General features: G+C 52.8%; 21 protein-coding genes. 6 read left to right on the forward strand and 15 right to left on the reverse strand.

Going from position 1 to position 19,509, the window contains the following annotated elements; all coding sequences use genetic code 11:
• Positions 1-164 precede the first annotated feature (164 nt).
• Positions 165-3,818, forward strand: a complete 3,654-nt coding sequence (locus QU595_RS10650; RefSeq protein ID WP_315921659.1) for a hydantoinase B/oxoprolinase family protein — start codon at positions 165-167, stop codon at positions 3,816-3,818.
• Between the two features lie 140 nt (positions 3,819-3,958).
• Here the strand turns inward: QU595_RS10650 and QU595_RS10655 are convergent, their stop codons facing one another.
• The 5 genes from QU595_RS10655 to QU595_RS10675 form a co-directional block, all read right to left on the reverse strand.
• Complete coding sequence (locus QU595_RS10655) at positions 3,959-4,675, reverse strand: hypothetical protein (protein WP_315921661.1); 717 nt, start codon at positions 4,673-4,675, stop codon at positions 3,959-3,961.
• Between the two features lie 14 nt (positions 4,676-4,689).
• On the reverse strand, positions 4,690-5,178 hold the full coding sequence (locus QU595_RS10660) for a hypothetical protein (RefSeq protein WP_315921663.1): 489 nt from the start codon (positions 5,176-5,178) through the stop codon (positions 4,690-4,692).
• A gap of 179 nt (positions 5,179-5,357) precedes the next feature.
• On the reverse strand, positions 5,358-5,606 hold the full coding sequence (locus tag QU595_RS10665; protein WP_315921665.1) for a hypothetical protein: 249 nt from the start codon (positions 5,604-5,606) through the stop codon (positions 5,358-5,360).
• A 7-nt stretch (positions 5,607-5,613) separates the two neighbouring features.
• Positions 5,614-6,129, reverse strand: a complete 516-nt coding sequence (def, locus tag QU595_RS10670) for a peptide deformylase (RefSeq protein WP_315921667.1) — start codon at positions 6,127-6,129, stop codon at positions 5,614-5,616.
• Positions 6,130-6,136: 7 nt separating this feature from the next.
• On the reverse strand, positions 6,137-7,507 hold the full coding sequence (locus tag QU595_RS10675; RefSeq protein ID WP_315921669.1) for a hypothetical protein: 1,371 nt from the start codon (positions 7,505-7,507) through the stop codon (positions 6,137-6,139).
• 486 nt (positions 7,508-7,993) lie between these two features.
• On the opposite strand from QU595_RS10675, the gene QU595_RS10680 reads away from it, so the two are divergent.
• The 5 genes from QU595_RS10680 (at position 7,994) to QU595_RS10700 (ending at position 9,912) form a co-directional block, all read left to right on the forward strand.
• A complete protein-coding gene (locus QU595_RS10680; protein ID WP_315921671.1) occupies positions 7,994-8,224 on the forward strand; it encodes a helix-turn-helix transcriptional regulator in 231 nt (76 codons plus the stop codon).
• 63 nt (positions 8,225-8,287) lie between these two features.
• Entirely contained in the window at positions 8,288-8,581 is a 294-nt protein-coding gene (locus tag QU595_RS10685; RefSeq protein WP_315921673.1) for a hypothetical protein, read from the forward strand.
• Positions 8,582-8,620: 39 nt separating this feature from the next.
• On the forward strand, positions 8,621-8,800 hold the full coding sequence (locus QU595_RS10690; protein ID WP_315921675.1) for a hypothetical protein: 180 nt from the start codon (positions 8,621-8,623) through the stop codon (positions 8,798-8,800).
• Positions 8,797-9,483: a hypothetical protein gene (locus QU595_RS10695; protein WP_315921677.1), complete on the forward strand. Its 687-nt coding sequence runs from the start codon at positions 8,797-8,799 to the stop codon at positions 9,481-9,483. The genes QU595_RS10690 and QU595_RS10695 overlap by 4 nt, the downstream gene beginning before the upstream one ends.
• A 126-nt stretch (positions 9,484-9,609) precedes the next feature.
• The gene (locus tag QU595_RS10700; protein WP_315921679.1) at positions 9,610-9,912 is read left to right on the forward strand and encodes a hypothetical protein; all 303 of its coding nucleotides are present in this window, start codon (positions 9,610-9,612) and stop codon (positions 9,910-9,912) included.
• 30 nt (positions 9,913-9,942) lie between these two features.
• Here QU595_RS10700 and QU595_RS10705 read toward each other — a convergent pair whose 3' ends face one another.
• From QU595_RS10705 to QU595_RS10750, 10 genes are all read right to left on the reverse strand, one after another.
• Positions 9,943-10,377, reverse strand: a complete 435-nt coding sequence (locus QU595_RS10705) for a hypothetical protein (RefSeq protein WP_315921681.1) — start codon at positions 10,375-10,377, stop codon at positions 9,943-9,945.
• A gap of 1,258 nt (positions 10,378-11,635) precedes the next feature.
• Positions 11,636-11,824 carry a hypothetical protein gene (locus QU595_RS10710; RefSeq protein WP_315921683.1) on the reverse strand — a complete coding sequence of 63 codons (189 nt, stop codon included), beginning with the start codon at positions 11,822-11,824 and terminating at the stop codon, positions 11,636-11,638.
• A 108-nt stretch (positions 11,825-11,932) separates the two neighbouring features.
• Positions 11,933-12,226 (reverse strand): hypothetical protein, encoded by a 294-nt coding sequence (locus QU595_RS10715; RefSeq protein ID WP_315921685.1) that lies wholly within the window; start codon positions 12,224-12,226, stop codon positions 11,933-11,935.
• 78 nt (positions 12,227-12,304) lie between these two features.
• A complete protein-coding gene (locus QU595_RS10720; protein ID WP_315921687.1) occupies positions 12,305-13,489 on the reverse strand; it encodes a hypothetical protein in 1,185 nt (394 codons plus the stop codon).
• A 52-nt stretch (positions 13,490-13,541) separates the two neighbouring features.
• Positions 13,542-14,123, reverse strand: coding sequence for a hypothetical protein (locus tag QU595_RS10725; RefSeq protein WP_315921689.1), 582 nt, complete (start codon positions 14,121-14,123; stop codon positions 13,542-13,544).
• Positions 14,124-14,232: 109 nt separating this feature from the next.
• Entirely contained in the window at positions 14,233-15,327 is a 1,095-nt protein-coding gene (gene parM / locus QU595_RS10730; RefSeq protein ID WP_315921691.1) for a ParM/StbA family protein, read from the reverse strand.
• 58 nt (positions 15,328-15,385) lie between these two features.
• Complete coding sequence (gene icmT / locus QU595_RS10735; protein WP_315921693.1) at positions 15,386-15,724, reverse strand: IcmT/TraK family protein; 339 nt, start codon at positions 15,722-15,724, stop codon at positions 15,386-15,388.
• Between the two features lie 53 nt (positions 15,725-15,777).
• On the reverse strand, positions 15,778-16,980 hold the full coding sequence (locus QU595_RS10740) for a type IV pilus twitching motility protein PilT (RefSeq protein ID WP_315921694.1): 1,203 nt from the start codon (positions 16,978-16,980) through the stop codon (positions 15,778-15,780).
• Between the two features lie 114 nt (positions 16,981-17,094).
• Positions 17,095-18,195 carry a type IV secretory system conjugative DNA transfer family protein gene (locus QU595_RS10745; RefSeq protein WP_315921697.1) on the reverse strand — a complete coding sequence of 367 codons (1,101 nt, stop codon included), beginning with the start codon at positions 18,193-18,195 and terminating at the stop codon, positions 17,095-17,097.
• A 12-nt stretch (positions 18,196-18,207) separates the two neighbouring features.
• A complete protein-coding gene (locus QU595_RS10750) occupies positions 18,208-18,753 on the reverse strand; it encodes a DotD/TraH family lipoprotein (RefSeq protein WP_315921699.1) in 546 nt (181 codons plus the stop codon).
• Between the last annotated feature and the right edge of the window lie 756 nt (positions 18,754-19,509).

Here is a 19,509-nt window from a genome sequence, read left to right on the forward strand (position 1 = left end):
GAATTTTCCACCAAGGCCTACGTGAACTGTTGGTCCGCGCCCTATCAAATGCGGGTTTTGGATAAGCTATTCTTATTTTCGGGCATCAAAAATGACAATTAGCCCTCTCCCTGCTCCCAGAATAGTATCGGGCCATAATTTCATTGATGGGGCCTGGAGGGTATATGTCTGGTGCGCAGTGGGAATTTTGGATTGATCGCGGCGGCACTTTTACCGACATCATCGGCAAAGATCCGAACGGTAAAATGCATGCGAGAAAGCTTCTCTCGGATAATCCTGAAGTGTACCCAGACGCGGCGGTCGAGGGCATTCGTCGCTTGCTCGGCTTGGGGCCAGACGAAAAGATTGAGCATTCTGTCGTCCGCGAAATCAGGATGGGTACGACTGTCGCCACGAATGCCCTGCTCGAATTGAAAGGCGACAGGACCGTCCTTCTCGTCACCAAAGGCTTTAAGGACATGTTGCGCATTGGCTATCAGGCGCGACCAGACCTTTTTGCGCGGCGGCTCACAAAACCACATGAGCTATATGAAAGTGTCATCGAAGCGGACGAACGCATTCGTGCGGACGGCACGGTTGATGTTGCTCTCAATGAAGCAGAGGTTAGGAAGGCTTTGTCAGCCGCGTATGCTGACGGCATCCGGTCTGTCGCCATCTGCCTCATGCACTCGTATAAATTCCCCAAGCATGAATTGATCGCGGAACAGATCGCGAAGGACATCGGCTTCAGCCAAATCTCGATCAGCCATAAGGTCTCTCCGCTGATCAAGGTCGTCGGGCGCGGTGATACGACAGTCGTTGACGCTTACCTCTCGCCGATCTTGCGTCGATATGTCAGTCAGGTCGAGCGCGAGCTTGGCAAGGGCGCTGGTGACGACGAGCGCTGCCGCCTGATGTTCATGATGTCTTCTGGCGGACTGACGGCATCGGACCTCTTCCAAGGCAAGGACGCAATTCTGTCCGGCCCTGCAGGAGGCGTGGTCGGGTTGGCCGAAACAGCTCGTGCAGCTGGCTTCGAGCAGGTGATCGGCTTTGACATGGGCGGAACGTCAACCGACGTCGCACACTTCAGTGGCGATTTCGAAAGGACGTTTGATACCGTCGTTGCGGGCGTTCGAGTGAGAGCGCCGATGATGCTTATTCACACGGTCGCGGCAGGTGGCGGATCGATACTGCACTATGACGGAGCACGGTTCCGCGTGGGGCCAGATTCCGCAGGCGCAAATCCCGGCCCGACCTGCTACCGCCGAGGTGGTCCGCTGACAGTCACAGACGCCAACGTCATGCTCGGCAAATTGCGTCCCGAGTTCTTCCCGTCGATCTTCGGACCCAACCAGGATGAGCCTCTGGATGTCGAATCCGTGCGTCGGGAGTTCGCAAAGCTCGCGGTCGAAGTCGGTGACGGTCGCACTCCTGAAGACGTTGCTGACGGCTTCATCACCATCGCAATTGCCAATATGGCGGAGGCCATCAAGAAGATTTCGGTTCAGCGTGGATATGACGTCTCTCGCTATGTCCTGAATTCCTTTGGTGGTGCGAGCGGCCAGCACGCATGCCTTGTGGCGGATGCTCTGGGCATGAAGAAGGTCCTGATCCATCCGTTCTCAGGCCTGCTGTCGGCATACGGAATGGGCCTTGCTTCACTGCGCTCCAATCGTCAGGCATCGATGGAAATCCCGTTTGATGATCAGGCAGTCGCGCATCTCCGAGAGCGGTCAAAGCCGCTAGCAGACGAATGCCGCAACGAACTCACCTCTCAAGGTGTCGCTGAAGCCGAGATCGTCGAGATTTTGAGGGCGCAGATCAGATACGCGGGAACGGACACCTCTCTGCCTATCATTGTCGAGACCCACGACAACGCACTCGATCTCAAGCAGAAGTTTGAAGCCGCTCATCGCCAACGTTTTGGCTTCGTTGATGGATCGAAGGGCCTTGTCATCGAATCTGTCGAGTCCGAGCTGATCGGCGGCGGCGCGAACGCGGAAAGAAAGTCAGGCGTAAAGCTGACTGATGAACCTCCAACCGCAACGCAGGACGTTGCCTTCTATTCGCAGGGGAAACACCGCGACGGCAAGATTTATCGCAGGGAGAATTTGAAGCCAGGTTACAAGGTGTCTGGTCCTGCGATTATCGTTGAGTCTCATCAGACCGTCATTGTTGAATCCGGCTGGGAAGCCCTGCTTACGGCAGACGACAACCTTGTGCTGACCCGTGTCGAAGCTCTGGAATTCGCAAGGGCTGTAGGTACGGATGCCGATCCGGTCATGCTGGAGGTGTTCAACAATCAGTTCATGTCCATTGCCGAGCAGATGGGCAGCACGCTGCAGAACACGGCCTACTCAGTGAACATCAAGGAGCGCGTCGACTTTTCGTGCGCCATCTTCGATGCGACAGGAGCGCTGGTCGCAAACGCGCCGCACATGCCCGTTCATTTGGGATCGATGGACAAGTCGGTTGAGACCGTCATCAAGCAAAACCCGAATATCAATGTCGGTGACGTGTTCCTGCTGAATGCGCCATACAACGGCGGAACCCACCTGCCCGACCTCACAGTATGCACGCCGATCTTCGACGAGAAAGGGAAAGAGGTCATTTTCTGGGCGGCCTCACGCGGGCACCATGCTGACATCGGCGGCATCATGCCTGGATCGATGTCTCCTCTTGCCACGAACATTGAGGAGGAAGGCGTCTATATCGACAACTTCAAGCTCGTTGATCGGGGCGTTTTCCAAGAAAAGGCCATCAGAGAGCTATTGCTGAGTGGCAAATATCCGGCTCGAAACGTTGTTCAGAACATCAACGACCTGAAGGCGCAGATCGCCGCCAACGAAATGGGCGTCGCCGCGCTTCGCAAGATGATTTCCACATTCGGTCTCGATGTCGTGCAAGCCTATATGGGGCACGTCCAGGACAACGCAGCCGAGAGCGTCAGGCGTGTCATTGATCGCCTCTCTGACTCCACCTTCGTCTATCCCTTCGATCAGGGGTGCGTCATCAAGGTCAAAATCTCGGTCGATCACGAAAAGCGAGAGGCAACTGTCGACTTCACTGGGACTTCTCCTCAGCAGCCTGACAATTTCAATGCGCCCTCCCCGATTGCCAGAGCCGCAGTGCTCTACGCATTCCGCGTGATGGTCGAGAGCGACATCCCGATGAACGCAGGATGTTTGCGGCCGATCAAGATCGTGATCCCCGAGGGCACGATGCTAAGCCCGAAATATCCTGCAGCCGTGGTCGCTGGAAACGTCGAAATCAGCATGGCTGTTACGGACACCCTGTTTGGTGCTCTGGGCGTCATGACATCATCTCAGGGCACGATGAACAATCTGACCTTCGGCGACGAGGTGTACCAGTATTACGAGACCATTTGCTCCGGCTCTCCAGCTGGCGTCGATGCTCGCGGAAACGGCTATGATGGCATTGCGGGAATTCACACCCACATGACCAACTCGCGCCTCACCGATCCGGAAATTCTGGAAACGCGTTTCCCTGTAATGCTCGAAGACTTCCACATTCGAAAGGGGTCGGGCGGCAAAGGAAAATGGAACGCGGGAGACGGCACGAGCCGCACTATCAAGTTCCTGAAGGCTATGGACTGTGCTATCCTGTCCAACCACAGGATAGAGAGGCCATTCGGCTTGGCTGGAGGCGAGCCAGGCGAGATGGGCCGCAATCTGGTTACAAGAGCGTGCGGGACAATTGAGGAACTTCCCGGCTGCGCCCAGACGCACCTCAGCGCCGATGAAAAGATCACGATCATAACGCCAACTGGAGGTGGTTTTGGTCCAGTGGCGGAGCGATTGATAGCGGCGGAATAGCCAAGACCCCATAAGTCGCCAAAATTTGTAACCGACAATTTGCCCCTAGGGTCTGATGACGCCGAGCTGGTGTTATCAGACCCATTTTTTTGACAGCTGGGGCACTTTTATTCACTTGGCGGTCTTATCTGAGTGCCAGCTTAAGCCTTCAAACTCTCGTCCGGCCAAGTTATGTAAAATCCATGACCGTTGATCGATCCAGTGGCTTGGCGAATACCTTGGGATTGTATCTGAAAATACAGTTCTTTGTTGAAGGTGCCATCTCGGTCGCCAAAACCAAAACTGCCAACGGTACGGTCGCCAGAGTAGACCGCGAAAGTGGCATCCTCAGTTCCAAGTCCAGGGGCGTCACGCGCACGTTGAATTTTTAAAGTGCCGTTCTCTAAAGCCTCCTTGAAGCCAGGGAGGTCTTTATAACTTTCCTTTGCTTGAGTAAGCATTAATTTATAAAATTCATCGTCGCTGATCTCTGGGGTAATTATTTCCGAGACGTATTCGGCGTTTATGCCCATCGACCTCATGCGTTCATATTGGTAAGGAGTTAAATCTTTTACACTAATCTTTGGTCCTAATATCCGACCACTTTCCAAGATAGTCGGTCCATCCTGACTATTTTTCTGGTAAGCGGCAGCAACTCTCTCCGCGCCGTTGGAGCCATTGGTGTTGATGAGGCGGTTAATTTCAGATAATGCGTTCTGGACACCTGACGACAACTGGAGGCGTAAGCCGCTAACGGCTTCTCCAATTGACCTTTTATTGTCGGCTATGGAAATGGTGTTCTGTGGAGCTGTGTCAACGGGCTTCAATAGTTTTAATGCGGATATTCCCCTGGAATATGAAGTGTTGATCGTAGACATGGTTTTTCTCCAAATTAGTTATTTATGGTGACATTCAGCACATACGTGCAAGTGGCATGTTGCTGAGTTACGATTTCTAGAGTTCCGCAATCCGGACTTGTTCCAGTGCCACTTCTAGGTGATGAAAAATAGGTGAATTTAGTTTCCTCACATCCTGGTCCAGGAAACGTCGAACTTGGTCCATATGCAGATGCAGAAATCTGACATGATTTTTTGGTTACGCCGTCATAATAATAATACCGTTCACTGACGGACCTGATGTAGGTGTTGCTGAGGGCAGAGTTCTTCAAAACTCCAGTAGCTCCATTGTTAATGGAGGTGGGAGCGGTGCAACTCCCACTAGGATAACAGCTTCCGGAGGAGAACTCTCGGCTCAAAGATTGGCCTGTATTGTTTTTGACATTAATGGTTATTGTGTCATTTGCATGTCCTGGCGCTGCATTTAGCGCCGCAACGATGCCGAGTGTCGCTGCAAAAACAACAGTTCCAAGAGATTTTTTCATTAATTCTACCCCCTCTATGTATGGCATTTTATAAATTGCCAACACTGCTTAAATTCCACCCCTAGAATTTATTGTGTTGAAAAATACCATACTGAAGTTAAGGCTGGGTTCAGAAAGCAGTTTTTTGGTGTAGGCTCGCAGCGAAAATGGCTTTTTGCTGTCTTTAATTATCGATGCAATCATTTCGCCTTCGGCGGTGTGACGATCATTTGTTTGATGTCGTCATTCATTTGGTCGATGTTATCGTTGATTTTGTCGCCCACGGCATCGAGCTTCGGGGCAATTTCGCCAACCAACCGCCTATTTTCAAAAGCGATTAGAATATTCAGGACGAGGATCACCAACAGCAACGGTAGCAGTGCCATAAAGACGATAGAAAATGGATTTTCCTTAATCGCTTTCGCGAACCTGTTGCGCTTGCTGGACATGATTCATTTATCTCGGAGACGGCTGGTCGATCTCAGGTTCCGGAACAAACTCAGGTCCGCGATCACAGATCAGAATGCCATTTAGATGGTCGATCTCATGCTGCGCGCACTTGGCCGAAATCCCCGTAAATTCCATCTTATAGCGTTTGTTATCCAAGAACGTGAAGCCAATGCGCACAACTGATGGCCGCTTTACGACAAAACGTCTGCTAGGAATGGATAGACAACCCTCGACGAGATCAGTTTCCTCAGACCCAGATGAAATGATCTCTGGATCAATCATCACCAGATGCTTCGGATTTTCATTCACGGACGAACGATGAAGCATGACCAGCATGCGGATTGACTTGCCGATCTGCGGTGCAGCCAGGCCGATTCCGCGAGAAAGGGTCATCGTTTCGATCATGCTGCGTGCCAGATCGCGATGTTCCTGTGCGACATCACCGATAGCTTCGGCTTTGTCACGAAGGACCTTATGCGGATGAATAACGACCCCTGTCGGGGTGAGATTGAAATCGCTCATATGTGCCTCAAGGTGCCTGGATGCCGAAACGGGCAAAGTCTTCAGGAGACTTCAGGTCGCCGCCGCCAGGTGGCGGAATGCGGACGACGTTGCCAGTCGCCGCCCATGAATTGGCTTCAGGGATAGTGGCGATGCCGTCCTTGCCTCGGTATTTTTCGACAACGCTATCGGGTAGACGGATGATGCGATGCGGAACGCCATCGGTATAGGCTGGCTCCATGACATCACCGATGATCCCGCTTTCACGGAGGAGCAGCGCAACCTCATGCGGCAGCTTCGAGATCATTTCGGGCGTGATCTCCGAGTAGTCGGTCGCGGCCAACGCTTCCAGCGTCTTCAGGACGTCTCCAGCCTGGCCAGTGGTCATGCCGCTTTGCATGAGGCGGTCGACGACCGCATTTGCCTGCTGCTGAGCCTCTTCCTGACTGATTGGCTTGAACTCACCCTCGGTAGACGCATTCGCTGACTTATCGGAAGTTGGCGACTGCGGGTTTGCACCCGTCTCAGCTTTGGTCTGTTTTTCGGCCTCTGGAGCCTTTTCAGGCGTCGGAACAGGCTCTGGAGCCTTCGGGGCCTCTGCGGCAGGCTTTGGCTCATTTGCCTTGGCGGGAGCTTCGTCCTTCGCTACTTCGGCTTCCTTCTGCGGTTCGGTCGGGGCTTCGGTTTTGGTTTCGGCCGCGTCAGTCTTCACCTTCTCTGCCTCAGCCTTGAAAGCGTCGGGATCGAAGGCAGGAAGGCCAAACGCAGGTTCGGAATCGAGTTCCTGCTCAGCAGCTTCGGCAGTCGCTTCAACAGGTGCGGCGGCAGGCGCAGGGTTAGCTACAGGCGCGACGACATCCGGCTTCTTCAGGAAGTCGGGGCGATCTAGGATTGGCGGCAATGCAGGCTGAGGCTTTGGCTCAATCTGCCCGATAAGAGGGATTCCCGGAATATCTCGCTTCACTCCGTTGTTGGGCTGAACCAACTGCATCAGCTGGAGAAGCTCCTCGTTCGTCAACTCATCACCAGCCTTCTTGCCGATGCCGAAAACTGATGACGTTGAGAGAAAGGCAATGGCCGATGCCACGGCGATGCCGACCACGGTTCCGAGCAGAAACTTGGAATGCTTCTTGATGAAGGACGAAGAGCTTTTGGCGCGCAATTCAGCAATCAAGCCCTGATAGGTTTCGCTCACTTCGGCCACGCCACCGCTGCAGACTTCAACTTCACCCTTAGCATCAACGAGGACGAGCAAAATTGACGCCTCTTTGCCGTTGATACGCATCTCAAGGGAAAGACGCTGTCCGCCAGAGATGATTAAAGGAGCGCCGGAGCCGAGGAAGATAAACTCAGCGCCACCGCCTTTGATAACATCGGCAAGTCTGATTTTCGCGGGCATATTCGATTTCCTTTAGTTGTTACCAAAAACAATAAAGGCATATTTCCGCCAATGCCATAGCGAAGCGCCAAGAACAAAGGAAAATCACGAATTTTTTTGCAAATTAATGACATCCGACGAGACGAAAAAAGTTGACGAAAAGTCGCCAAAAACGTGCAAATCGGCAATTTGAATTGGGTCGGAAATAAATTGAGATGATTTATTTTGATTTGAATTTGTAACCTAAAGGTGATATGAAGTTGGAGGCTATTTTAGGAGCAGTGATCAGAAAATGAGCAATTGGAACCCGCGACCTGACCATGAACTGAGTCCGCAGCAGCGGTCGAATTATTTTGCTGGTTATAGCGATGGCTATCACGGCTATCAGTTTGGCGCTGGTCACCAGGAACCGAAGTCGTCGCCTTCCTATCAGAACGGCTGGGAGACTGGTCGCAAGGACGGAGGCTTCGAATCCAATCTTCCTAGTGATTGGAAGCGCTGATCTCGATGTCGGATGCAGCAATTGAGATGGCGACGAAATTTCGTGATCTGCTCAAAGCTGAGCGGATCAGGCGTCGCATCTCTCAGGTCAATCTTGCAAAAAGGGTCAACCGTAGCCGCAAATGGCTATCGGATTTCGAGAGGGGCGTTATCGATCCCTCATTCGTGACACTTATTGGTCTGGCGCTAGAACTGGACGTCAAGATTGAATTTTCGGCCTCAGACGAAATTCAATAAGGGCAGTTGGATCTAAGCGGTTCGGGTGCTAGAGAATGTTTCTGTGTTGAGGCGGGGCAATTAATGATCGAGGACATTGAAGGCGACGACATCGTAATCTTCTCGTTCTACGATTTCACCTTCACGCTACCTCCGGTGAACGTTTCCGGTGTTATCGATTCCATGAGGTCTCTGGATAAAGAGATTTTCATCGAAGCTATTGAGGATCTTGAAGATTGGCTGGTTCGTGACGGACGAGTCGACACCGAGATCATTCAAAATTTCTCGAATGATGAGACTGCCCGCATGGTGCGGTTGATTTGCACGATTGTAGCTGGCGGATACACTCGCTGGCCTTTGACAACCCTCGTCCACTAGGCTTCGATGCCGAGTGGAAACCAATCTGAAGGCGAAACCATGAACATCGACGAAATCCAGCATCTTCTGGAGCCAAAAGCGGCTGAATCGGTGCCGTCCAACGAGGATGCGCAGTTGGTTCTGCTTCTCTCATGCGCTATCAGTCTAAAGCGGCTCGCCGACTTCCTTGTGATCGAGGACAAGGGCGAACGCGGGCAGATTAAGGGCAATAAGCATTGAAGTATAACCCCAAGGACTACAAGAACCTGCAGGTAGCAAAGGCGCGGCTGGAGAAAGCTATTAAGCGGGTCAAAGCGAGCGATAACTACAAAGAAGGCAGGTATAGCGCCGACGCACATTCGCTTTTGGCTCAAAGCATGCTTCCGCACCTCAAAAAGAACTCAATGAAAGCGTTGCACATCTATGAAGCCGACCTTGGGGGGTGGCATGCCGACATTGAACTTCGGGGCATGCCTCCCGGTATCAATAGCGTCTTGGGAACTCCCGTCGCCTCGCCGTGCGAAACACGTGAGGAGGCCGAAAAGTTTGGTGATCTCATTGTGGCAACGGTCCTGTCGTTCATTGAGGGCAGGGTGAAAGTCAAAGAGCCTGACCTCTTACTCAAGGAAGGCAAGGTAGCCTTTTTTGAATTCCATGGAGCATCGTTCCCATTGCCCATCGAGATGCTGGAATTCATGAAGACAGTTGCTCCCAACGACGTCGATGAGACCTACGCGAAGATGAGATTGAAAGACATGGAGGCTCTCTATGTCGTCAATGGAAAGTTCGATGACGAGAAGTGGGACAAACAGCCGAGAGAGACGCAACTCGAATTCATTTCTGTTCTGGTCGTCGCTACGTTGAACGGGTTCTTTCGCTGGCCGCCCAACGAAGCTGCGCCACCCAAGAGCGCTCGGCACTGAGGTACTACTACGGGAAGGCGTGGCAGGTCGCTTGGCCTGCCAATTGGTTGGATCGGGGTCGTTGCGCTACGGCATTGTTAGAATGTTTTCGCCCTCGTAGACCATACTGGGAATGATTTTGAAGACATGGATGCGCATGAAAACGAAGACGAGCAGTTTCACTTCTATGGCATTTCGTTCCCGATCCCACAGACGGTCATGACCGTAATCCGGAACAAGAAGCAGAAGTTGGAATTCGATTACGCTGTGATCGGCTTCGAATATATTGAGGAACGCTATCTGAAAGACGGAATGTTCGATGTCGAGAGCTTGAGATGCGTCAGCGAAGACATGGAGCTTTTGAAGGCTTCGTTTTTGCTGGCGAAAGGCCATGGCGTTAACCGTTGGCCGATGGAAGATGAGAAGCCAGTCAAATACCAGATGCATTGATCGTTCAGATGTAGCCGATCAAATGACGCTTCAATCCATGTTGTAGGCTTTGTTTGAAAGAGGCTGGTCAGGACTGAAGTCGAACAATGTCACAGTTCCATGTGCTCTCAAACTCATGGGACCATCATAGAGTTCGAGTTTTGCGCCTACCTTCAGTAGTGGAATAAATTCATGATTTGCGATGACGTCGATTCTGACTTTGCCGCTTTCCAGGTGGAATATGTGCCCGCCTTCCACTTCTAAGCCCATGTTGGCTAGGAAGTTGAGTGGCTTCATTCCGACTATTCGAACCATGAACCGCATTCCGTCAACGATGGCGTATTGATGGTAAACGCCATCGTAGGTGAGATTGGCATAGATGCGGCCAAGAAAGCTCGTATCTGGCGGTGGCGCGGATTTTACGATCTGGGAGAAAAGGCTTTCGGGCCGTGGGCCGGATTGCATGCGAGATTTGCGTTTCGCCATCGGTATCTCGCTTTCGGGGAAATTAGGAGGAGGGTCTGGCAGGCCGAGAGGCCTTCGCGGCGATTGCCATAGACGCAATCTGCGTCAAGGTTTTTTGGCCGCTTTTCCGCGTTTCAAACGCAGGAGACGCCTCTCGGTTCGCTCAGACGACGGAACCGCTTAAAAACCCCGTTTGGGAGCCGTTCCGTGGGTCGTTAAGTAGCGAGGTGGGCTTACGATGCCGTCTCCCGACACTGCCACCTGGCCAGCAGCGTTGCAGACTGGGTTTACGTTCGACCGTCGCCGAGACCACCAGCCTGCGAGCTGTGGGTTCTTCAAGGATGCCTTTGCCATCAACCTTTGAGCGCTACTCAGATTGACACTACGGTTTTGACGTCCCCCGAACCCATCAGGTTAAGTCCATCCTGTTTGCTCACAAACCACGGCCTAAAACCGTGATCTGAGGCGTGAAGTTCTCAAGAGCGCCTTCATTCAAGCCCAACGGGCCGAACTACAGTCAGACATTTCCCGAACTCACAAGGTGATGTCCGCTCTCTTGCTCCCTTCTGGCTCACAGAAGTAGCGAATGGGGCCGATTCAACCACCGAGACGTTTAGCGCCCGAAAACCTGGGCACGCCTCCAGTCTATCTCGATCCCAACACTCATTGAGGTAGCGTCACCAGAGCACGACTGAAGTCGATCTATCCAGATAGCCATCGCTCACAAAGCGAAGGAATGTCCCAAACCGCGCTAGAGGGGGCTACACGCCGTTAGCCTCTACGCGAATGGATTTTCACCCCTTCGCATGAGTGGTGCCGAATGCGAGGTCCAGAAGAGCTTGTCTTCACTATCCTCAGCCGAGACATCCCCATCCCTTAAAGATGGATTGACCTCGCATTCGGCGGGTGGGCGGCCAGACGTCACAGGCTGGTCTGCGCTGGGTTGCGATCCCACACCGGATACCGCGCCCACCAAATTGCCCGCCTAGGTCGGGCAATAATCTACCTGATCCCGCCTAGGTCGGGACCGTCCACAACGAAGACCGGAATCCAGCCTTCGGACACTAGGGGATGGCTATCAACCAGAGCACATTGTCTCTGGGCCACCATCACGCTTGCCGAATACGCAACTCGGGCAAGTCATGGCCGCTTCGCGGCTTATACCCCTTGTTGAATGGGTTGCTTAACATGCCAGCACTAACCAGCCGCCTGTCGCTGGTCACCCAATTCAAAACCGAAACACGGCTACCCGTCGTTTCGTGGTATTCTCGGCAAGGCCCTAGCGTGCTTCTTCAGCAGCAAGTCGCTTGCCCGACAGTTCGATCATTTCCGCACTGTTCAGGAAACTAAAGCTATCGGCCCTATCGGGACGCAGCGTAGGCTCCTTTTCCGAAGAGAAGGTCTTGAAGCGCGTGACGTCAGCAATAAGGCAGTTTGAATTATCAAGCTTTCTCATCGCTTCCTTCATGACTTCATTTCCGGCTAATTCGGCAGTCGCGGCAGTTATCGCCTGTCGATGATTGAATATTGTCATGTCGGCTATTTTTGTCAACACACCGCATGAATTTTTCTGAAATTATTTTGGCGAAATAAGCGGCTTGTTCACATCCTCCATCGGAACCACTTCGAGATGAATCTCAAATCCCAGCACGAAAGCGAGTTCGGCAACGGTGCGCAGCTCCAGTCCTCTGCGGCCCCAAATGATGTCTTCCAGCTCTTCAGGCGTCACGTCCATTTCCTGCGCAGCCTTTTCAAGCGTCATCCCGTTTTCAATGGCGACGAGATACGCACCCTGAATCGCGGCCATTACTTCAGCTATAAATGCCTCCGTAAAGGCTTCCTTCTCCGCTCTCTGTTCGGCTGTAATCATGTGGTCCTCTTTTCTGTGAACGAATATCCATTAAAAAAGGAGGCTTGTCGCCCCCTTTTTCTTCATATTCGTGACCAATCAGTTTTTCATCGCATCGATTCTGGCTCGATATTCCCAGAATTCCGTCAACGAAGAAATGCCGTGCTCGATCATTCCATCTTCGATGCCGTCAATCGCCTGTTCGAGATGTGGCTCGTAAATTGGATTGTCAAGTTGTAACTCGGCGAAGTAGTGGTTGACGGTGCCCGCGCCTTCGGTATGGAAGCGACGGCGACCGCAATTATTGAGAGAATAATGGAGGTCACGGTCGATATATCGAAGCCAAAGCATGTCTGCAGTGGCCAGAACGCCTGCTTTGGCGCGTGCTTTGTCCAAGATTGAGAACAGAGCCGTATTCGACCAGGCGTGCTTGCTCATGATATCCGAAATGATTTTTTGAATCTTTTCGTCCTTTGCATATTTTGCGACGAGTTCCTGCATGGCTTTTGTGCCGTCATTGCCAGCAGCCCACGCAATCGAGATGGCTTCTCGCTCCAGCAATCCAAGGTTCTTCTTTTCGCCATCGATCTCGACCACTCTGCGCGAATAATGAAGGGCGCATAGGATAGCGACGACCTGATACTTGAGTTCGGCCTTCTCAAATCCTGTCCATGGCTTGCCGAGCTGCTTTTTAAAGGCCTCTTCAGCGGCGTCACGGTCGAGAATATTGTTTTCCCATTCGATGTTGTTGTCGCGCAGCCATTCCATGGGCGTACGGGCCGGAAGAATGTTTTTGTCGCGGCCGTCAGGATCGAAGTAGGCGGAAACCGCAGTGACTTTCCAGTGTTCGGACTGGTAATGGTTCAAGCCAACAAACTTTTTAGAGCCGCCGAGAGAAAAGACTCGGCTGTAGCCCTTGCCCTTCATGCGGAACAGTACGATGCCTGCCAGCACGGAAATGATCGGGACGATGATCCAGCGCGTCTGGGTTCCGACTATGTTGCGGATGGCATAAAAATCAGTCAGCGAGACACCGTCATTCGGGTTGGTGCGGCCGTCAAAGATCGACGTAACATAGTCCCTGGTCTGTTGCCCTGTTGGCCCCAGTCCCTTCACAAACTCGATAATCTTGATCGAAACGTAGTCGAGAGCGAAGGCAGGGTAGAGAATCAAGGGGCGAGCAAAAAACCAGATGAGCGCCAATACCATTGCAATAACAAACAGTGTGACAAACGCTACCACTTCTGTCGTGTTGGCTTCTTCTGGTCTCTGATTTGCTGACATCTGCAAATATCTCCAATTTCACGTGATGATCAATTTTTGCCTTGTTTAATCGTCACATCAAATCTTTCATTCGATTTACCTTGGAACCCGCCACCTGTGGGGCTTTCGGCTTGTTCTCATCGGCGGTTTCTTTGGGCTTCACGGCAGCAGGTGCTGGCGCGGGCGCAGCCTGTTCGACACGTGGGTGTGCTGGCACAGGAGATGGAGCCTCTTCGCGACGAGGCGCAGAGGGCGCGTAAACGGGCATTTCGTGCGCTTGATGCGGTTGTGCTGGCATCGGAGCGTAAACAGGTGTCGGATGCATCACAGGGGCCGCCTGAGGCCAAGGTGTAGGTATTGGCAACGGGGCCTGGTACGCATTGGCCGCAATATGAGATGGATGTTCCTGACCACTCTTGCGGTTTTTGCGACGCATGCGTTTTTCCAGAATGATATCCAGGTCGCACTCGTCGATGATGCTCTCGGGCAGCTCGCCGGACTCCAGCATCGCCATCAGGCCAGCACGCAACATCGACCGGAAAACGTCCTGAGGACGATCCAGCTTCTTCGCGGCCTCCCACACACCAATGAGGATGTCATCCTCTTTGATGCCTGGTTTTACATAAATCTGAAGCGAACGAGAGCGTTCAAACATTTCTTGCCTCAAAAGGTTTGGACGTGCGCGGCGGCGTATGTGGGCCGAAAGGGAACAAAACTACCAACATACGTTTTGATCCTGCCGCACACGTCCAACTCGTCATGCCTTAGCCCAGCTGCAGAGAGCGTGCGAACTTGAACAGTCCGCGAGCGTTGGCAAATTCAGGGTCCGCGATCATATGACCGTTCGGGAAGTTGGCCGCGATCTTCTGGAAGAGCGCACCGCCGCCACCGACGAACACGACAGCATTCATCTGGGCACCAGAGCCAATGCGGCGTTCGATCTCGCGAACGATCTTGGCTTCATGCTCACGAATGATCGGCTCGACGAGCTTGCTGACGTCGTTGTCCTTGCCCCAGAGGCGGACGACGCCTTCACGAACAGCACGGTCAATGACCTTCGTCGCGAACGTGTCCTTGATCTTGAATTCGGCTGAAATGACCGATTCAACTGCCTTGTACACGTCGAGGACACCGATGTTGGCGGTGCCGGAACGGGCATAGTCAACCTTGGTAGGCTGCTCGTCCTGGCTGATAACCGTTGCAATGTCGGTCGTGCGGCCGCCAATGTCGACAATGGCGACAGCGCCTTCAGCCTCGTGACGCTCGGTCAGGTCATCGTTGTAGATGTAGTCGACCCACGCGGCGACAGCCTGGCAACCGACGCGGACATCGTGAATTGTCGCGACGGAGCCTTCACCGGAAACGCTGACCTTCTTCAGGAGGTTTACGCGCTTGGCGTCGATCTTTTCCTGGTCCTTGAGGCCGTTGACGAAATAGTCGGCGACAGGAAGACCCGTAATGATCTCCACGTCCTTGCCGCCATAGCCGCCGCCAACCAAAGCATGGTTGACCAGAACGCGGTTCATGGCCGACAGGTGGAAGCCGTCGAACTGGGTGTTTTCAGAAGCAACATCTTCCGAAACAGTGAACGGTCCTTCTTCAGCCGTGTCATAGAGACCGACCGAACCAGAACCGGAAATCTCGCCGAGACCCCAACGGCCCGAACGAACCGATGAGCGCATGCAGAACTTCACGATGCTGCCGTCTTCGGCCTGACCGTAGAGCTTGGTCTGTGCGTAGCCGTCGTCAATTGCGACCAGCAACTTCTTATTTTCGTTCTCAGACATCTTTTTCCCTTTCCGTCTTTTAAGAACATTTCGTAGCCTGAATTTCGAATGGCCCTTCAGGCTGGTGGGCAAGCGCAGCGTTGACTGCGAATATCAGTGGGACCCCTGAGCGGGATTTTCCCTTATTAATTCAGAAGCCGTCCTTCTTGAGCGGCGTGAGCTTCACAGGAGACTGGTCAATCGGTTTTTCCCAGGCCATGCGACGATGGCTGCAATCGACCCACCCGCGAATTTTGTATTTCGGAAGCGCTGGACGGTACGCACCTGCGATATTTTCACGGACAGCACGCAATGCGCCCATGAAGCCAAGCCCAACACGTTCGATCCACCATCCAAGCATGATGACAATGACGTCGGTCGTCAGCGTCCATAGACGCACATGCATCAGGCTTGCGAGAATGATCACCCCGACGCGAACGTCGAGAAAGAAGAAGCGCGCAGGGCGGTATGTATTATTCCAATGAGCCATTTATCACCTCCTTCTTTAATTATTCTCGGTTTAATGAATCTCACAAAATTCGATCAGCTCTTGCCCTTTGACGCGACGCGCTTGTAGGTTTCCTTGGAAATCTGTCCGTCGTAGAGCAATTTTAGAGCGGCCTGCTGCATGGTCTGGCCAACTGCGGCCTGCTCTGCCAGAAGACGGCGAGCCAAGCGCGGCCAGCTGTCCACGTCTTTCTCATTCAGGAAGCGGTCGCGGACCTTCGGGCCGAAAACCATGAATTCACGGCAACCGACCTTGCCGCCGCCAATCTTTGGAAGCAGCAGCTGGGTCACGATCATGCGCATGGATTCCATGATATCGACGCCCATTGCACGGCGGCTCCCTTCAGGGAATGGAATGATTGCACGACGCAGAGTTTCAGCGACACCGATGGTGTGCATGGTCGTGTAGACGAGGTGACCTGTCAGGCCAGCTTCGACAGAAGCTTCGATAGTCGCCTTGTCGCGGGCTTCACCGATCAGGATGATGGTCGGCTTGCGGCGAAGAGCGTTTCGCACGCAGTAAGCGAAGATCGAGCCTTCGTCGCCATCGCCAATACGCGGGCGCAAATCCTTGCCTGCGTGAACCTGATGGATAACGGACGATGGCATGTTGATGCCGTCGTAGACGTATTCGATTGGTCGAGAATATTCGAGGATCTTCTCGTTGGCATCCGGACGTTCCACGAGCATGCGAATGCCCGAAGAGAGCAGCGTCGATTTACCCGAACCAGTCGGCCCCGTTACGAAGACCAGGCCTTGCTCTGGACGCCAGTTGTCGAGGATCGCCTGCTCAATGTTGAGCTTGCTGATTTCGATTGGCTGAGACGGCAAGGTACGAATGGTCAACTGAGCGCCCTGCCCGCCGATCATTCGACCGTTCGTGATATTCACGCGATATCGACGTTGGCCTACGCCTTTAATTCGAACTTCGTGAGCAGGGTCGAGGTCGTAACCCGATGCCAACTGAGCAGGACCATCTTCCTGATAGACGTATCGAACCAGATCATCGACTTCCGCACTCGAAATGATCTTTTCCGTAATCGGCACAATCTGGCCGCCGATTTCTGCCATGACCACCATGTCGGGCTGAATGGTGATGTCCGACGCTTTGCGATTGGCAGCGAATTCCAGCAGGTCGTCGAAATTATCGCGGTTGAGATGCAGGCTCCAGTCACCAAAAACCTCGCCATCGAAGGTCTCGGCAAATATGGTTTCTTTCTTTTTATCCTGCTCGCTCATTTAATTCCACTTTCGAAATATTCGATTCAAATTTTGACACCACCGATTCAAACATTGGGGATCGGGATTCGAATTTCGAAAGTTTCGATTCAATCCCCAATGTTTTCGATTCAATTAGAACCGTCCGCCTTTCTTCGGCTTGGGCGCGTCAACAGACTTGTTGGACGACGCCGAAGAGGCCGAATTCGAAGCCTTTGGCGGAGTTCTTTTGACATTCGAAGGTTTGCGTGTCGGCTTTGCCGCTGGCATGTCTTCGGCCTGGACTGCTGCGCCCTTGTCCTCGCCGTCCTTCGACTTGGTCGTTGCCGAGGCCGACCAGCCACGTGGACTGACCTGAAGAGCCGGATCTTCGGTGATGCGGATCGCACGGTCGTTGACGCGCATATCCTGACCCGTACCAGTGTTGCCGAGTTCAGCTTCTGCGAGGCGTGCTGGCGAAACCTTGCCCTCTTCGAGGAGCGCCTTATAGCGGACCATGCCCGTATAATCGCGGTTCAGACGGTCGAGATTTGCTTGGAAAATCTCGTTTGCCTGCTCTTCACCCTGTCTCCAGCCCTCGGAAACCCAACGTTTCCAGTTTTCCTTTTCGCCAGCAGTGCGCGGAAGCAAGGCGTCTGGAGGAGTTTCTGCCTCATCAAAGTTAGCAATCAGGTAGGACTGCCACATCGGGGCAACTGACGTGAAGCGGGATTGTTCGACAATTTCGTAGACAGTGTCAGCTACACGAAGGGTTTTGCCAGCATCAGAGGATTCCCAGCTTTCCTGAGCCTCTACGATAATTGGCGGATTTACCATCACGCCATTTGGGCCGGAAATCATGAGGCTCTGGAAATTATACGACGTCGAAAGCTCGGCAGCGCGGGCTTCCAGACGACGATTTATCTCTCGGGTAGCGTAGGCGAGGCCTGCACGAGCGCCGTAAGCCGTTGCGGCTTCACGCATTGCAGGCTCGCGAAGGCGATCTTCCTTGCTGGTAGGGCTTTCTTTCTTGGGCGCGCGGTCGGTTTTCGCGATAATTTCGCCCAGAGTAGCCGTCCTTTTCGTGGGAATTTGACCCGCTCCGGTCTTGTAACCGGGATTGACGTCAGCGCGCTGCTTGGCTTCAGAACCAGGGCGTACAGCATCCGGCGTTGGAGCGACATCGCCCGACATGACTGTGCAACCCGATGCCGCAATCGCAAGAAGGGAAACTGCTGCTAGATGGCTGATACGCATATTCTGCACCTCTTACTTGCCGAACTTCGGCGACGATCCAGCTACGCTACGCGGCTGCTGATGCTGTTGCAGATAGCGGAATTCCACGCGCTTCACGTTCGGATCGACCGAGACTTCACCAAACGGGAATGCCTGCAGGCCGATGTTTTCGAGAGCCTTGGCGGCCGGAACGTCGACGAGAGAAATGTTGACGGATGGCGGAATTGCAGGAGGATTACCCGTAACTGCGAAGCTGTATCCGATCAGGGCAGCAATGCGCTTGGCCGCTTCATGGGCAGGACCAGTCCAATTGATCGTCGCTGGCGTCAGCAATTCAGGCGGCAAATTGCTTTCATCCAGTGGAAGAGGCGCGGGTTTTGTGCGGGCAATCTGGACGCGAGCCAGGTTTTCCTGAGCTTTTGCGGCAGTCATGGTGGCCGAAGCGATCTTCTGTTCGATCTCTGCAGCGCCTCGATATCCCGTATCTACTGGTGTTTTGGTGCCAGTAGAGGCGCAGGAAGCCAGGAAAAGCCCTGCCCCAGCCGCCAGAAGCGCTTTCTTCGTTCCATATGAAATCATTTGGCTTTCTCCTGATTTACGCAAAACCCACATTGCATTGCAGGCAACTCGTTATGATTTATGGTGACCTCGGATTAATTGCCGTGCAACCCAAAAAACTCTGCCGGTGACTTCATTTAATTTGTCGGCGATTTGCCAGCGAATTTATGTGACTTACCTGCAACTCGAAAAAATTTGCAGTAATACGATTCATAAATCTGGAAATACGATTCAAACACGTTCAAAAACGATTCAAAACTCGATGCATTCGATTCGAATTTCGAAGCGATATCTGAGTCATTGTCTGGTCGTTTCGATTTTTGACAATCCCCTTGGAGCGAAATTCAGCTCCAGGCCATCTCCACCCATAGGGTGATTTTTTCTCTTGGGGGAAATTCTGAATCAGCGCAGCAACGCAGCATCGATTCAAAAACACGTCACTGACCCATTTGACTGTCATGTCGGGATCAGACTAGGCTGAGAGCTGCTGAAAGACCTAAAAAGGCTATTTTTGCGGAAGCTGCCAAAAACGGCCCGAATTAACCGCCGACCAAAAACCCTAGTAAATGCTAGGCTTTAATAAAACACGAATCGGATGTTTCGAAATCCGAATCGGTTTTCTTGAAAACAAGCGTGTTTTTCGAGTCTTGGTAACATTTTTTATTTCGATATTCGAAGTCCGTCTATATTTCCGATTCAAAACTCTTGAAACAGGTTGTTTTTTTATGGAGTAATGGGGGGAATACAAAAACAAACAGGGAATTGGTCCGCTAGCGC

Source organism: Mesorhizobium sp. SP-1A (assembly GCF_032460275.1).
GTDB lineage: Bacteria > Pseudomonadota > Alphaproteobacteria > Rhizobiales > Rhizobiaceae > Mesorhizobium.